The organism is Polaribacter sp. Asnod1-A03, from assembly GCF_045063585.1.
In the GTDB taxonomy this organism is placed as follows: Bacteria; Bacteroidota; Bacteroidia; order Flavobacteriales; family Flavobacteriaceae; genus Polaribacter.
Genome location: NZ_JBEFOE010000009.1, coordinates 2,995,866 through 3,011,568 on the forward strand (window position 1 = coordinate 2,995,866; position 15,703 = coordinate 3,011,568).

The 15,703-nt window shown below is 32.0% G+C and carries 10 protein-coding genes; 1 reads left to right on the forward strand and 9 read right to left on the reverse strand.

From position 1 onward, the window contains the following. From ACJJVY_RS13370 to ACJJVY_RS13385, 4 genes are all read right to left on the reverse strand, one after another. Complete coding sequence (locus ACJJVY_RS13370; protein ID WP_405609642.1) at positions 1–1,053, reverse strand: sugar phosphate isomerase/epimerase family protein; 1,053 nt, start codon at positions 1,051–1,053, stop codon at positions 1–3. A 27-nt stretch (positions 1,054–1,080) separates the two neighbouring features. Further along, the gene (locus tag ACJJVY_RS13375) at positions 1,081–3,336 is read right to left on the reverse strand and encodes a cytochrome C (protein ID WP_405609645.1); all 2,256 of its coding nucleotides are present in this window, start codon (positions 3,334–3,336) and stop codon (positions 1,081–1,083) included. 8 nt (positions 3,337–3,344) lie between these two features. Next, positions 3,345–4,490: a Gfo/Idh/MocA family protein gene (locus tag ACJJVY_RS13380; protein ID WP_405609648.1), complete on the reverse strand. Its 1,146-nt coding sequence runs from the start codon at positions 4,488–4,490 to the stop codon at positions 3,345–3,347. Between the two features lie 213 nt (positions 4,491–4,703). Continuing rightward, positions 4,704–5,723, reverse strand: coding sequence for a helix-turn-helix transcriptional regulator (locus tag ACJJVY_RS13385; RefSeq protein ID WP_405609651.1), 1,020 nt, complete (start codon positions 5,721–5,723; stop codon positions 4,704–4,706). Between the two features lie 267 nt (positions 5,724–5,990). On the opposite strand from ACJJVY_RS13385, the gene ACJJVY_RS13390 reads away from it, so the two are divergent. Further along, entirely contained in the window at positions 5,991–8,804 is a 2,814-nt protein-coding gene (locus ACJJVY_RS13390) for a TonB-dependent receptor (RefSeq protein ID WP_405609654.1), read from the forward strand. A 108-nt stretch (positions 8,805–8,912) separates the two neighbouring features. Here the strand turns inward: ACJJVY_RS13390 and ilvA are convergent, their stop codons facing one another. The 5 genes from ilvA to ilvD all read right to left on the reverse strand — a co-directional run bounded on the left by ilvA (position 8,913) and on the right by ilvD (position 15,703). Continuing rightward, positions 8,913–10,175 (reverse strand): threonine ammonia-lyase IlvA, encoded by a 1,263-nt coding sequence (gene ilvA / locus ACJJVY_RS13395; protein WP_405609657.1) that lies wholly within the window; start codon positions 10,173–10,175, stop codon positions 8,913–8,915. An 87-nt stretch (positions 10,176–10,262) separates the two neighbouring features. Further along, on the reverse strand, positions 10,263–11,738 hold the full coding sequence (ilvC, locus tag ACJJVY_RS13400) for a ketol-acid reductoisomerase (protein WP_405609660.1): 1,476 nt from the start codon (positions 11,736–11,738) through the stop codon (positions 10,263–10,265). Between the two features lie 10 nt (positions 11,739–11,748). Further along, positions 11,749–12,279, reverse strand: coding sequence for an acetolactate synthase small subunit (gene ilvN, locus ACJJVY_RS13405; RefSeq protein ID WP_405609663.1), 531 nt, complete (start codon positions 12,277–12,279; stop codon positions 11,749–11,751). 1 nt (position 12,280) lies between these two features. Continuing rightward, positions 12,281–14,014, reverse strand: coding sequence for a biosynthetic-type acetolactate synthase large subunit (gene ilvB, locus ACJJVY_RS13410; RefSeq protein ID WP_405609666.1), 1,734 nt, complete (start codon positions 14,012–14,014; stop codon positions 12,281–12,283). A gap of 12 nt (positions 14,015–14,026) precedes the next feature. Further along, positions 14,027–15,703 carry a dihydroxy-acid dehydratase gene (ilvD, locus tag ACJJVY_RS13415; RefSeq protein ID WP_405609669.1) on the reverse strand — a complete coding sequence of 559 codons (1,677 nt, stop codon included), beginning with the start codon at positions 15,701–15,703 and terminating at the stop codon, positions 14,027–14,029.

Consider the following 15,703-nt stretch of genomic DNA (forward strand, 5'->3'; position numbering starts at 1 on the left):
CTAAATACCTAAAATATGTTTTAATTGTTTTTCATCTATTGATCCTCCTGCAAAATCATCAAAAGACTTTTGTGTAATATCTATCATATTACTTTTGATAAAAGACGCGCCTTCTTTTGCTCCTTGTTCTGGTGACTTTATACAACACTCCCATTCCATAACAGCCCAAACATCGCAATTATATTTTGTAAGTTTAGAGAAGATACTTTTAAAATCTACTTGACCATCACCTAAAGATCTAAATCTACCTGGTCTATCTTGCCAATCTTGATATCCTCCATAAACACCGCTTTTACCTGAAAGATTAAATTCCGCATCTTTTACATGAAACATTTTTATGTACTCATGATAGTAATCGATGTATTTTAAATAATCAAGTTGTTGCAATACAAAATGACTTGGGTCGTATAAAATATTTACTCTTTTATGGTTACCTGTCGCTTCTAAAAAACGTTCGAAAGTAACGCCATCATGTAAATCTTCTCCTGGATGAATTTCATAACAAACATCAACTCCATTTTCATCAAAAGTATTTAAAATAGGCTCCCAACGTTTTGCCAATTCTTTAAAACCCATTTCTACCAATCCTGTGGGAGCTTGTGGCCAAGGATACATTGTATGCCACATTAACGAACCCGAAAAAGTTCCGTGAGCATTTAAACCAAAATTCTTACTGGCAATTGCACAATTTTTTAATTGCTGCACCGCCCATTCTGTTCTTTTTTTGGGATTATTTCTACATTCTTCTGGAGCAAAACCATCAAACATACTATCATATGCAGGGTTTACAGCTACTAATTGCCCTTGTAAATGCGATGCTATTTCTGTAATTTCTAAGCCATGAGCATTTACGATTCCCTTAATTTCATCGCAATATATTTTGCTTTCTGCTGCTTTATCAATATCTATTACTCTTTTATCCCAAGCAGGAAGTTGCACACCTTTATATCCTAAACTAGCAAACCATTTACACAATGCATCTAAAGTATTAAACGGTGCTTTATCACCAGCAAATTGTGCTAAAAACACAGCGGGTCCTTTTATTTTTTTCATAATTTTAATCCTTTAGTGATTGATTAATTATTTAGATTTTTCTAATTCTTCTAAAGTCCAATAATCTTTTCTTTTATTTTTTTGTCTAGTTTTTCTAACATCCCCTCTACTACTTACAGCATCTTTACCATTCATTACCCTAATATAACTAAGCACATCTGCTATCCACTGATTTTCATTATCTTTTAAAGACATCATTACTCCATAATCAACACCGTCAACCTCACCTATTAAACCGTTTAAAACCAATTTAATTAACTTTGTTTTATCACCCATTACACGCTTACTACCTATTAATGTAGGAGCCACTAATGATCCATCTTCTTTAGGCAGCCCTTTTAAGTTTTCACCATGACAAGTAATACACAATTGATTATAAATATCATACCCTCTTAAAACACTCTTTTTACTTGGGTTATCTTTAACTCTATCTTTTAAAGCATTTAAAATCTCATTATTTTCCTTTAAACTTTCTTTTGTAGAATGCGCTATTGATATATTATCCTCATATTTTTTTTGGATCTTTTTTAATAAGGATGATGATTGCTTAGCATCACTATACCTTAAACTTAAGGCTAATTGATTGACAACTTCTATTGAAGTATCTTCCGCCAAAACTTCATATTCTTTTAACAGATCCGTTTCACCATTTTTAATAAATCTCTCACTCAATCTAATTGCAGTTATTCTTACTCTTGGATCTTTATCAGAAAATTTTTCTTTTAGTAATTCTTTATCCACTTCTCCTAAACCTTCTAACGTCCATAAAGCTTGAACCCTTTCTAAACCATAATCTTTAGAATCATCTCCAAACCATTTTTGCCAAAGTCCGCCTTCATTATCTCTACTTACTTCTTTTAAATCTGGAATAATTGTTAGATCTTCTTTTAAAATAATAAGCTTCTGAGCAGTGTTTCTATACCATCCATTTCTATGTCCTAAAAATGGAATTAACTCTTTAGCACTTTTACCTAATAATGCTGGTTTTTGATCAGGAGTAAAATCCTCATGAACAATTCTATAGATTCTTCCTTTACCAATATTTTTATCTAATTTTTTACGTTCGATAACCGGTCTTATTGCACTCCCTTCTCTTGTCCAATTACTTTCTTGAATAATCCCTCTATACATATCTACAACATATAGAGTACCATCTGGACCAGTTTGCGACCAAACAGGTCTAAAATTTAAATCGGTAGAACCTAAGAATTCTGTTTGATAATAAGCATTCTTTAAAACTTTTAGTCCATCTTTTTTAGTAACTTTTGCTCTTCTTATAAACCTCCCTACAGGTTCTGGAATAAATAAATCTCCATAAACATTACTTGGCAATTTATGTCCTCTATAAATTTCTTGCCCAGCAACACCTGTAAAGTGATTTAATGTACCATCTTCTTTTAATCTTTTGAGACCTCCTTGAACATCTGGAGTACCAACAATAGGCCATGTTGTATTAAATCCTTCTCTCAATCTTTCTTTATGACTAAAATCTCCATATTGAGCAGGTTGTCCAAAACCATAAGCAGGGTTTTCTCCACCTGCGGTAGAGTAATACATAATTCCCATATCGTCTTGCGTTAAACCCCATTGACCTCTTGGCATATGGCTTATCTTTTCTGAGATTACTGTATCTTTTTTAAATTTAAATCGAACAGGGTTGTAGGTGGTATATACGTAATTATCTAAATTCCATAATAAACCGCTTTGCTGATGCTCTAAATTACCCCCTCTTCTAGCACCATGACCATACACTCTTTTCTTAGTATCTGCAACTCCGTCTTTATTGGTATCCTTATAAAACCATAAATCATAAGAATCGGTTTCATTTACAACTAACTCTCCATCTCCAAGGGGCAAAATCATTCTTGGTAATAAAAGACTATCTATAAAGACGGTGCTTTTATCCATTTTCCCATCTCCGTCTGTATCTATTAACTGCTTAATTTTACTTATAGATCTTTTTGTACCTGTCCCATCTATATCTTGCATATAAGTATTCATTTCTGCAACATATAATTTACCATCTCCATCCCATGCAATAGTAACCGGTTCATCTATCATTGGTTCACTAGCTACCAACTCAATTTTATAACCATCCGGTAAATAAAAAGAATTTAAACTTTCTTCTGGTGATTGAAAATCTGAAGAAGCTTCTTTTACAATTTTAGGTTTTACATACTTTTTATCGACATATATCTTTTCTCTTTCACTACAACTTATTGCTAATATTAAAGTTGAAAGTATAGCTAATTTTAAATTATTTTGATTTTTAAATTTTAACATTTTGTATCTTATAAAGTTGTCCAAGCTGCATTATTTTCATCACTAGAAACAGCTGCATAAATAAATTTCATCCCTCTAACACCATCTTTTATTGTTGGATAATCTGGTTTTTCGATAATCTCATTATTATTTACAACCATAACATGAGTTGCAAAGTTTTTGTAAATCGTTGCAAAAGCTTCTAAATATCCTTCGGGATGACCAGCAGGAATTCTAGAAACATTTAAAGCTTCTGGATATAAATCATTTCCATTTGGCGTAAATATTTTTACAGGTTCTTCTAACCAATGTGTTATTAATTCATTCGGGTTTTCTTGATGCCACTCCAAACTCCCCTTTTTTCCATAAACTTTAATAGCTAGATTATTTTCTTCGCCCAAAGCAATTTGAGAAATAGACATTATTCCTTTTGCACCATTTTCCATTCTTAACAACAAATTCCCATCATCATCTAGAACTCTATCATCACCAAAAACCCCTAAATCAGCAGCAATTTCATTAATTTTTAAACTGGTAATATATTCTACTAGATTTTCTGCGTGTGTACCAATATCACCTAAAGCTCCTCCAATTCCAGATTTTTTAGGATCTGTTCTCCAAGAAGCTTGTTTTTGCCCTGTTTTTTCTACAGGTGTTGATAACCAACCTTGTAAATACTGAACTTGAATTTTTCTAATTTCACCCAAATCTCCATTAGCAACCATCGCTCTTGCCTGTTTTACCATTGGATGACCTGTGTAATTGTGCGTTAATGCAAAAAGCTTACCCGATTTTTTTTGAACTTCTTCTAACTCTAAAGCCTGCTCTATAGTTAAGGTCATTGGTTTATCGCAAACCACGTGAAATCCATTTTCTAAGGCCATTTTTGCAGGCTCAAAATGCATATGATTTGGAGTAACAATAGCTACAAAATCCATTTTAACATCTTCAGGTAGTTGTTTTTCTGTTAAAATCATCTCTTTAAAACTAGCATAACATCTATTTTCTGCTAAAAATAAATCTTTACCAGATTGAATTGATCTATCTGCATTACTACTAAAAGCACCACAAACCAAATCGATCATTCCATCTATAGCTGCAGCTTTTCTGTGTACATCACCAATAAAAGAACCAATTCCTCCACCAATCATTCCCATCCTCAATTTTCTACTCATTTTCTACGTCTTTGTTTTTTATTTTTCATCCATATAACACCAATAAAGATACAGCAATCACTTCTTTTTAAAAAGTGATTATCTTCTCTATCAAAACAATTTAGGAGTAAAAAATATTCTTTTGGAAAATTAGAAAATAAAAAATCAATAGATGTTTATTTTTATTCAGTGAAAAAAATTAAACAAATAAAAACAAAATTAAAATACAGTATTTTAAGCTTTTAAAAATCTAGCTTTATATTGATTTGGTGAACATTTTTCGTGCTTTTTAAACACTGTAGAAAAGTACTGACTTGTTGCAAAACCACACATATATGCAATTTCTGTAACCGTTAATTCTGGCTGTTTTTCTAGTATTTTTTTTGCCATTTCTAATCGCTTAATACTAAGATATCTCATAGGTGTTAAATTTGTAAGCTGCTTGCAATGATGTGTAAATCTTGTAAGACCAACTCCTGCAGATTGTGCCATTTTTTCTATAGTCCAGTTTTCTGACACATTTTTATCCAATTCTTTTAAAAAAAACTCTACACTTCTAGAACTATCTGTTAAAGCCTCATTTAATACAATATATTCTGTTTTTAATAAATCTAAAATTAAGATTAACAGGTAATTAATCAGCAAACGAATTCGAGAAGCATTACCCCCATTATTATCTGTATTAATGGCTGTATTTATTCTTTTAAAACAAGCCCTAACTCTTTGATCTGCTTTTAAAATTGACTTTTCATTGTGCCTTAAAATCATTGTTAACTCAGACAAATCTGCATCTGTTAAAGTTATCCAATCAGGCCAAACCCAGTCTTGATGAGGCCTACGAACCCCCAAGTCTAAAATCACCCAATAAAATTTCCCCATTCCAATATTTGGGTTTCCAACTTTATGTGCTTCCCAAGGACGTGTAATTGTTAAGTAGTTTGGCGTTAACAAAACCTCTTTATCTTCTTGCGAATAAGGCATAGAACCAGATTCTAAAAAATGAAACTCAATCCCTTCATTCCTATGCCAATCTAAACCCCAATCTTGAGGTTCATTGGCATCCCAATACCCAATACTATTTAAACCAAGTGTGTTATCATCTAAACGATCTCCAGGATAAGAATGCCTAGCCAAAGCTTTAAATTTTAACTTTTTTCGATCAAAAGCATCAATAAGTGGCAAACAGGTATCTACGTGATATACAATTCCGTCTGCTTTATAGGGTTCTATTTTAAGTTGTTCTAACACTTCCATATTCTGTCTTAATTTTAAGAGAATAAAAAAAATACATCCCAAAAAAAATTACATTCTTTCTATTATTTTTGCATATTTTATCAAATTATTCTGATGAAATTTAAAGACCAAAAATCAAACAAAAAATAGATAAATTATTAATGCTTATAAAATTACAAAAATAGAATCAAACAAAATATAATGTTCAAAATTTTTCAATGAATAAATACACACATCATAATCGTTCTAAAATATCATATTTGTAATTTTCGCTTAAAAATACCTTAAATGAGTAACCTAAAAATTAAATTTGTTTTCTTATTCTTTTCATTCGTTAGTTTCTTGTCTTATTCCCAAATAAAAATTTCTGGAAAAATTGTAAACAACAATCAAGAACCTATAGAAAACGCTGCGACTCTGCTAAACCCTTCAGATAAGGCTACAACATCTGATGCTTCAGGAAAATTTACCTTTAATAATATTACACCTGGAAACTATAAGATTTCTATTTTAATTTTAGGTTACAAAAAATTAGTACAAGAAATAGAAGTTAAAAACCTAGATTTAAATTTAAACTTTACTGTTGAAGTTGATGTTTTAAACTTAGAATCTGTGGTAATTACAGGTACTTTTGACCCAAGATTAAATTTAGAGTCTAGTACATCTATAAGTGTTTTAAATCAAAAAGACATTCAACAGAATTACCCACAAGGCACTGCAAGTTTATTACAAAATATTTCTGGAACCTTTACAGATGCTTCTGCAGGTGAAGTTTACACCAAAGTATATACAAGAGGAATTTCTGCTTCTGCAGAAGACGATATGGGTTGGTATTATGTTTCTTTACAAGAAGATGGTTTGCCTGTAAGTTTAATTCAGCACTCTTATTATAGTCCAGATTTATTTCAGAGAACAGATTTAATGACAGAAAGAGTTGAAGCGATTCGTGGTGGAAGTTCTGCAATTACAGCGATGAATGCACCTGGTGGAATTTACAATTTTAAATCGAGAGGAATTCAGCAAGAATTTGGTGGTCAAATACAAGCTTCTAGAGGTTTTCATGGCAGCAATAATGCAATGGAAAGAATTGATGCTGTTTTAAGTGGCTCTTTTGGAAACGATTGGTTTTTTAACATTGGTGGTCATTACAGAAGAGATGATGGAGCAAGAGATACTGATTTTAAATTCAGTAAAGGAGGGCAATTAAAATTTAATATCATAAAAAAAACAGATAAAGGAAGCTTTAAATTTTATGGTAAATTTTTAGATGATTACACCAATCGTTACACTGGTGTTGCAGCTACAAATTGGGACAATCCTACAGCTACTTTTGGTCAAGATTTTAGAAACACTTCTTTATTAATGCCCGATTTTGATGGCAGAATTCCTGATGGAAGAAACCTTGCCAATAATGGTAAAATTGATTTTAATCCATCGCAAGGAGTTCACGCAAAAGACATTGCTTTTGGTTTTGATTTTTCAACAGAACTTGGTAATAATTGGTCTTTAAAAAACAACTTAAAATTTTCATCAAAAAAAGCAAATTGGCAAACTTCTATTAGTAACGCATTTGTTTCTTTAAGCAATCCATTGGCTTATTTTATAACTGGAGCACAGTTTCCTGTTGGACAAATTGTTTTTAATGATGCGCAATCTGGTGCAGAAGTTGCAAGAGTAGATAATTCTGGAACTCTTGCTGGCCAACCTTTTCAATACATCAGCGGTTCTTTACCAAATGATGCAATTATGGGAACCTCTGCTTGGTACAAAGACAATAATTCTGATGAGTTTATGAATCAATTTATCCTTAGAAAAAAGACAAAGAACCACGACATTAATTTGGGTTCTTCTTTAGGATATGCAAATACAACACATTTTACATCTGGTACTTTTGGCTTTGTTACTTATGAGCCAAGTCCGAGAATGTTGGCAGTTACTTTAGAAAACCCAGGGCAACCAACTTTAGCACTTTCAGACAGTAATGGATTAAGTAATTACGGTGGACTGTTCTTTGTAAATGCAGAAGCAAAAGTATTACAATTGGCAGGTTTTGCAAATGATCGTTGGTCTATTTCTGATAAAATTCATTTAGATTTAGGTGTACGTTATGAAACAATAAATCATAAAGGTAGTAAAGATCGTTTTGCGCCTTTTTCACAAAATGGAGGTATAGATGGTAATTCTGCTACAGATTATGATAATGGTGTTTTAACATCTACAGGAGAGCAAGATAATTTTGATTACAACTATAAATACTTGTCTTATTCTGCTGCTATCAATTATAAAGTTGATGAAAATACCGCCATTTTCGGAAGATTTTCTAAAGGTAACAAAGCACCTGAATTAAACTATTATTTCAACAATTTTTCTAACGTACCTATTAACCAAAAAGGAACAATTCAAAAAGTAATTCAAACTGAAATTGGTCTTAAACTAAATGCCAAGCAATTTGCTTTTACAGGTACTGCTTTTTGGAGTAAATTAAAAGATGTAGGTATTGCAAATTTTGAATTTGACGATTCAAATAATAGCATTTTTTACACTCCAATTCTTTTTAACTCTTCTGATACTTATGGCTTTGAGTGGGAAAGTGTTTATACGCCTTTCAATTTTTGGAAGTTTAGTTTCAACGGAGTTCTTCAAAATCCGAAAGCTACAGATTGGAAAATTTACGATGCTGCTGGCAGTGTAGATACTTCTGATGATACAGTAATGGACTATTCTGGAAATATCCTTCCTTTTAATCCAAAGTTAATGTTCAATCTAGGAACTGATTTTCAAAAAAATAAAGTTTCAGCATTCTTAAAATGGCAATATTTAGGCAAAAGACAAGGTAATGTTGCTAACGGATTTGAATTAGCAAGCTACAGTGTTTTTAATTTTGGTACGGGTTATAAAATCAACAAAAACTTATCAGCAAATTTGGTAGTTACCAATCTTTTTAATTCTGATGGCTTAGCAAACTTTTTTGGCGATAACAGTTTCGGAGCTAATGCAAATGGAGTAACCCCAGAATTTGTTGCTGCAAATCCTGATGCTAGTTTTGTGGTTTTCCCTGTTTTAAGAAGACGTTTATTGTTAAAGATGAGTTACAACTTCTAATTAACGCTCATATCTTATAAATCACTATAAAACAACTGTATAGTTCTTTTTATTATTCATTTAAGAGAAAATGTAACCAACAATTAAAAAGTTTAAAAATTAGAAAAATTACACTAAAAATTGAAAAAGATCGGGTTTATCATTTAAATAATCACCAAAGAAATTATTGTCTTTCATTCTTTCTATTAAAGGCTCTAAATCTTTAGAAGACTTTAATTCTAAACCAACAATAGCAGCTCCATTTACCCGATTGTTTTTCTTTGTATATTCAAAATGAGTAATATCATCATCGGGACCTAAAATTTCTACAACAAACTCTTTTAATGCTCCGGCTCTTTGCGGAAATTTTACGATAAAATAGTGCTTTAAATTTGCATAAACTAAAGCTCTTTCTTTTATTTCTGGTGTTCTAATTATATCATTATTACTTCCACTGACTACACAAACAACATTTTTACCTTTAATTTCATCCGAAAAAAAGTCTAATGCAGCAATACTTAATGCCCCAGCAGGCTCAACAACAATTGCATCTTTATTATATAAATCTAAAATTGTTTGACAAATTTTCCCCTCGGGAACCGTAATAACTTCTGTTAAATTTTGCTGACAAATGGCAAAATTTAGGTCTCCTACTTTTTTAACCGCAGCTCCGTCAACAAAAGAATCAATGGTATCTAAAACAGTGTTTTTTTTGTTTTTAATTGATGTTTTCATAGAAGGTGCTCCTTCTGGCTCAACTCCAATTATTTTTGTTTCTGGTGATAGATATTTAAAAACAGAAGATAATCCTGACGACAAGCCACCTCCACCAATTGGCACAAAAACATAATCTATTTTCTTATCTGTTTGTTCTAAAATCTCTAAACCAATTGTAGCCTGCCCTTCAATTATTTTTTTATCATCAAAAGGATGAATAAATGTTTTATTATTAGAATCACATTCTAATTTTGCTGCATCAGAAGCATCATCAAAAGTATCTCCACCAATAACAACTTCAATAAAATCTTCACCAAACATTTTTACTTGATTGATCTTTTGATTTGGTGTTGGAGAAGGCATAAAAATAGTTCCTTTTATCTTTAATAATTTACAAGATAAAGCAACTCCTTGCGCATGGTTACCAGCACTAGCACAAACAATCCCTTTTTGTTTTTCATCCGAATTTAAAGAAGACATTTTATTATAAGCACCTCTAATCTTATAAGATCTAACAATTTGTAAGTCTTCTCTTTTAAATAAAATTGTTGCATCTAATTCTTTAGAAAGACTAAAATTCTTATTAAGTGGAGTTTTAGTAATAACTTCTTTTAAGTTTTCCGAAGCAGCTTTAACACTTTCTAAACTCGGGAAATAAATTTGTTCTGTTTGCATCAATCAAAAGTAAAAATAAAACCTGTCAGATTGTAAAAATCTAACAGGTTTTTTGTTCCAATTTGAGGGAAAATGTATTTTGTAATATTAAGCTGACTTTATTACCTTCATCGCCGTCATAGAGGCTCTTAATTCTGCACCTACAACCTCTACTGGATGATTTCTAATAATAGCATTTACTTTAATTAACTCTTGGTTATCCACTCCATTTTCTGAACTGAATGATTTACCAATAATATCTGTTTTAACTGTTTTCATAAAATCAGTTAACAATGGTTTACATGCATGATCAAATAAATAACAACCATATTCTGCAGTATCAGAAATTACACGATTCATTTCTGCTAACTTCATTCTTGCAATTGTATTTGCAATTAATGGTGTTTCGTGTAAAGATTCATAATAAGCAGAAGCTGCAATAATACCAGAATCGGTCATTGCTTCAAAAGCTAATTCTACACCAGCTCTTACAAAGGCAACTAATAAAGTTCCGTGATCAAAATACTCTTGTTCAGAAATTTCTTCTGTAGTAATTTCTTGTTTTTCAAAAGCTGTTTCACCTGTTGCAGCTCTCCAAGTTAATAAATTTTTATCATCATTAGCCCAATCTTCCATCATTGTTTTAGAGAAATGGCCTGTCATAATATCATCCATATGCTTTTGAAACAACGGACGCATAATATCTTTTAATTCTTCTGATATTCTAAAAGCTTCAACTTTTGCTGGATTAGACAACCTATCCATCATGTTAGTAATACCTCCATGTTTTAAAGCTTCAGTTACAGTTTCCCAACCATATTGAATTAATTTTGCTGCATAACCTGCATCAATTCCTTCTTCTACCATTTTATCAAAAGATAAAATTGCTCCTGTTTGCAACAAACCACATAAAATAGTTTGCTCTCCCATTAAATCAGATTTTACCTCAGCAACAAAAGAAGATTCTAAGACTCCTGCTTTATGACCTCCTGTAGCAACAGCATAAGCTTTTGCTTGTGACCAACCTTTACCTTCTGGGTCATTCTCTGGATGAACCGCTGTTAATGTTGGCACTCCAAATCCTCTTTTATACTCTTCTCTAACCTCAGATCCTGGTGATTTTGGAGCCACCATAATTACAGTTAAATCTTCACGAATTTGCATTCCTTCTTCTACGATATTGAAACCATGAGAATAAGACAATGTTGCTCCTTTTTTCATTAAAGGCATTACTGCTGCAACAACTTTTGTATGTTGTTTATCTGGAGTTAAATTGATTACTAAATCTGCTGTTGGTAATAATTCTTCATAAGTTCCAACTGTAAAACCATTAGAAGTTGCATTTATATAAGACTGTCTTTTTTGATCGATAGCCGCTTGTCTTAAAGTATAAGAAATATCTAAACCAGAATCTCTCATATTTAAACCTTGGTTTAATCCCTGTGCTCCACAACCTACAATAACAATTTTCTTCCCTTTCAACGCCTCTACTCCGTCTTCAAATTCTGAAGCATCCATAAAACGACACTTTCCTAATTGTTCTAATTTTTCTCTTAATGTTAATGTGTTAAAATAATTTGACATTTTTATTTATTTAGTTGTTGTAATATTCTAATAATGTTGATATTTTCATTTCTTCTTTAGAAACAGAAATTAAGCCAGAGCGCGTATATTGCATAATACCATACACACTTAATTTATCATATAATGCTACGATTTCTTCTTTTCTTCCTGATTTTTCAAGCACAAAAAAATCTTTATTTACAGTAACAATTCTAGCGTTACTTTCTTTAATGATATTCTGAATTTGACGCTCTTCAAATAACAATTCTGATTTAATTTTAAATAATCCTGAAATTTGATAAATAATCTCATCAAGATTGTGGTAATATGCTTTAATTACCTCTACTTGTTTTTCTATCTGACCAATGATTTTCTTTACATCTTCTTCAATCATATTGACCACAATAATAAATTTAGAAACATTCTCTATTTCTGAAGCCGAAATATTTAAACTCTCTATATTTATATGTCTTCTTTGGAAAATTGCCGAAATTCTGTTCAACAATCCAATATTATTTTCAGTATAAATAGATACTGTATAAAGTTGTTTTTCTGTATTCATCTTATTCTAGTCTTATATCTGAAACACTCGCTCCTGTAGGAATCATAGGAAATACATTATCCTCTTTTTCTACACAAACCTCTAAGAAATACGCTTCTTTACTTGCCATCATTTCTGCAACAGCATCTGCTAATTCTTCTCTTTTTGTAACCTTTTTTGCCTTTATATAATACCCTTCTGCAATGGCAACAAAATTAGGGTTTACCATTTCTGTGGATGCATAACGTTTGTCAAAAAATAATTGTTGCCACTGACGCACCATTCCTAAGAAATCGTTATTTAAAACCACTACTTTTACGGCTGCTTTTTGCTGAAAAATAGTACCTAGTTCCTGAATCGTCATTTGATAACCTCCATCACCAGAAATAGAAACTACTTCACGATCTGGAGCTGCCATTTTTGCACCTATTGCTGCTGGCAAACCAAAGCCCATTGTGCCTAAACCACCAGAAGTAATATTACTTTTTGATTTATTAAATTCTGCATATCTACAAGCAATCATTTGATGTTGACCAACATCACTTACAATTGCAGCATTTCCTTTACTTTGAATATTGATTTCTTTTAAAACCTCACCCATTGTAATTCCTTCTTTCGTAGGATATAAATCGTTTTTAATTACTTTTTCATATTCAATAGCATATAAATCGGCAAATTTCTGACGCCATTCTGGATGTGTATTTTCATCTAATAATGGTAATAACAACTCTAAACTTGCTTTTGCATCGCCTAAAACAGCAACATCTGTTTTTACATTTTTATCTACTTCTGCAGGATCAATTTCAAAATGAATTACTTTGGCTTGTTTTGCGTAAGTTGATAAACTACCTGTAACACGATCATCAAATCGCATACCGATTGCTATTAAAACATCACATTCATTTGTTAAAACATTTGGTGCATAATTACCATGCATACCAACCATACCAACATTTAAAGGATGAGAAGTAGGAATTGCAGATACGCCTAAAATAGTCCAAGCAGCAGGAATTCCTGCTTTTTCTACAACAGCTTTAAAAGCTTCTTCTGCTTCACTTAAAATAACTCCCTGTCCCCAAACAATTAAAGGCTTTTTAGCCGAATTAATTAGTTTAGCAGCTTCTTCTATCGAAGAAATTTCCGTTTTAGGAACTGGATTATAACTTCTTATTTTAGTACATTTTTCGTAAGAAAAATCAAATTCTTCTATTTGTGCATCCTTCGTTATATCAATTAAAACAGGACCTGGTCTTCCGCTTTTTGCGATATAAAATCCTTTTGCTATCGCCGCAGGAATATCCGAAGCTTTAGTAACTTGACAATTCCATTTTGTAACTGGTGTAGAAATCCCTACAATATCTGTTTCTTGAAAAGCATCACTTCCTAATAAATGAGAAAAAACCTGACCGGTAATACATACCATTGGAGTTGAATCTATTTGTGCATCGGCAATACCTGTAATTAAATTGGTGGCACCTGGACCTGAAGTTGCAATTGCGACTCCTACTTTACCAGAAATTCTTGCAAATCCTTGTGCAGAATGCGTTGCACCTTGTTCATGACGTGTTAAAACATGATGAATTTTATCTTGATATTTATATAACTCATCATAAACTGGCATGATTGCTCCACCAGGATATCCATAAATTATTTTTGCATCCTCTTCAATTAAGCATCTTACAATTGCCTCGCTACCAGAAATACGTTCTGTAACCTTAGTAGTCTCTTTGTTGTTTTTTATGGTTTTTGCTTCCATATTTATATTTTATTAAGCGTCAGTTATACATCCTTTAGATGCAGATGCTACTGATTTTGCGTATTTGTATAAAATTCCTTTTTTGTGCTTTAATGCCGGTGCAACCCATTTAGATTTTCTTTCTGCTAATTCTTCATCAGAAATTAAAACATTAATAGAATTATCTTCTGCACTAATCCTAATTTTATCTCCAGTTTCTATAATTCCGATTGTACCTCCAGATTGTGCTTCTGGTGTAATATGACCAACTACAAAACCATGAGTTCCTCCAGAAAAACGACCATCTGTAATTAAAGCTACAGATTTACCTAAACCTGCCCCCATAATTAATGAAGTTGGTTTTAACATTTCTGGCATACCTGGTCCTCCTTTAGGCCCAACATATCTAATAACAACTACGTCTCCTCTTTCTACTTCTCCATTAGAAATCCCAGTATTTGCTGCTTGTTCTCCATCATAAACAACTGCTTTCCCTTCAAAAAGCAATCCTTCATTTCCAGAAATTTTTGCTACAGCTCCTTCTACAGCTAGGTTTCCGTATATTATTTGGATATTTCCTGATGATTTTAATGCTTTATCTTTTGGATAAATTACATCTTGATCTTCAAATTCCATTGCTTCAACATCTGCTAAATTTTCTGCTAAAGTTTTACCAGTAACAGTCATACAATCACCATGTAAATATCCATTTTCTAATAAATATTTCATGATTGCAGGTGTTCCTCCAATTCCATGAACATCTTCCATTAAATATTTACCAGATGGTTTTAAATCTGCAATTAACGGTGTTCTATCCGAAACTTTTTGAAAATCTTCTAAAGTAAATTCTATATCTGCTGCATGTGCAATTGCTAAAAAGTGTAACACAGCATTTGTAGAACCTCCTAAAGCATTTACAATTGCAATTGCATTTTCTAATGATTTTTTAGAAATAATATCTAATGGCTTTAAATCTAATTCTAATAAATTTTTAATTGCCAAAGCTGTTCTTTCTGCTTCAGATAATTTATTAGGGTTTTCTGCCGGAATAGAAGAGTTATATGGCAATGAAAAACCCATACATTCAATAGCAGAAGCCATTGTATTTGCAGTATACATTCCTCCACAAGCTCCCGCTCCTGGAATTGCTCTTTTTATAATCTCTCTATATTCTTCTTCATCTATTTCTCCTGCTACTTTTTGCCCTAAAGCTTCAAAAGCAGAAACAACATTTAATTTTTTTCCTTTATAATTTCCTGATGCAATTGTACCACCATACATCATAATTGATGGACGATTTAAACGCAACATTGCAATTACTGCTCCTGGCATATTTTTATCACAACCAACGACAGAAACTAAAGCATCATAACTTTGAGCATTCATTACAGTTTCTATAGAATCTGCAATAATATCTCTTGATGCTAATGAGTAATTCATACCAGAAGTTCCCATAGAAATACCATCTGAAACCCCAATTGTATTGAATCCTAAACCGACTAAACCTGCAATTTTACTTTCTACTTTGACCTCTGCTGCCAAATTATTTAAATGCATATTACAAGGGTTACCATCATAACCAGTACTCGCAATACCTACTTGCGCTTTTTGCATGTCTTCATCAGTTAAACCTACCGCATACAGCATTGCTTGTGATGCAGGTTGAGATTCATCTTGTGTTAATCTGCTACTGTGTTTATTTAGTTTCAT

Coding starts and splice junctions, on each gene's coding strand:
- ACJJVY_RS13370 (WP_405609642.1), bottom strand. CDS start 1,053: ATGAAAAAAATAAAAGGACCCGCTGTGTTTTTAGCACAATTTGCTGGT.
- ACJJVY_RS13375 (WP_405609645.1), bottom strand. CDS start 3,336: ATGTTAAAATTTAAAAATCAAAATAATTTAAAATTAGCTATACTTTCA.
- ACJJVY_RS13380 (WP_405609648.1), bottom strand. CDS start 4,490: ATGAGTAGAAAATTGAGGATGGGAATGATTGGTGGAGGAATTGGTTCT.
- ACJJVY_RS13385 (WP_405609651.1), bottom strand. CDS start 5,723: ATGGAAGTGTTAGAACAACTTAAAATAGAACCCTATAAAGCAGACGGA.
- ACJJVY_RS13390 (WP_405609654.1), top strand. CDS start 5,991: ATGAGTAACCTAAAAATTAAATTTGTTTTCTTATTCTTTTCATTCGTT.
- ilvA (WP_405609657.1), bottom strand. CDS start 10,175: ATGCAAACAGAACAAATTTATTTCCCGAGTTTAGAAAGTGTTAAAGCT.
- ilvC (WP_405609660.1), bottom strand. CDS start 11,738: ATGTCAAATTATTTTAACACATTAACATTAAGAGAAAAATTAGAACAA.
- ilvN (WP_405609663.1), bottom strand. CDS start 12,279: ATGAATACAGAAAAACAACTTTATACAGTATCTATTTATACTGAAAAT.
- ilvB (WP_405609666.1), bottom strand. CDS start 14,014: ATGGAAGCAAAAACCATAAAAAACAACAAAGAGACTACTAAGGTTACA.
- ilvD (WP_405609669.1), bottom strand. CDS start 15,703: ATGAAACTAAATAAACACAGTAGCAGATTAACACAAGATGAATCTCAA.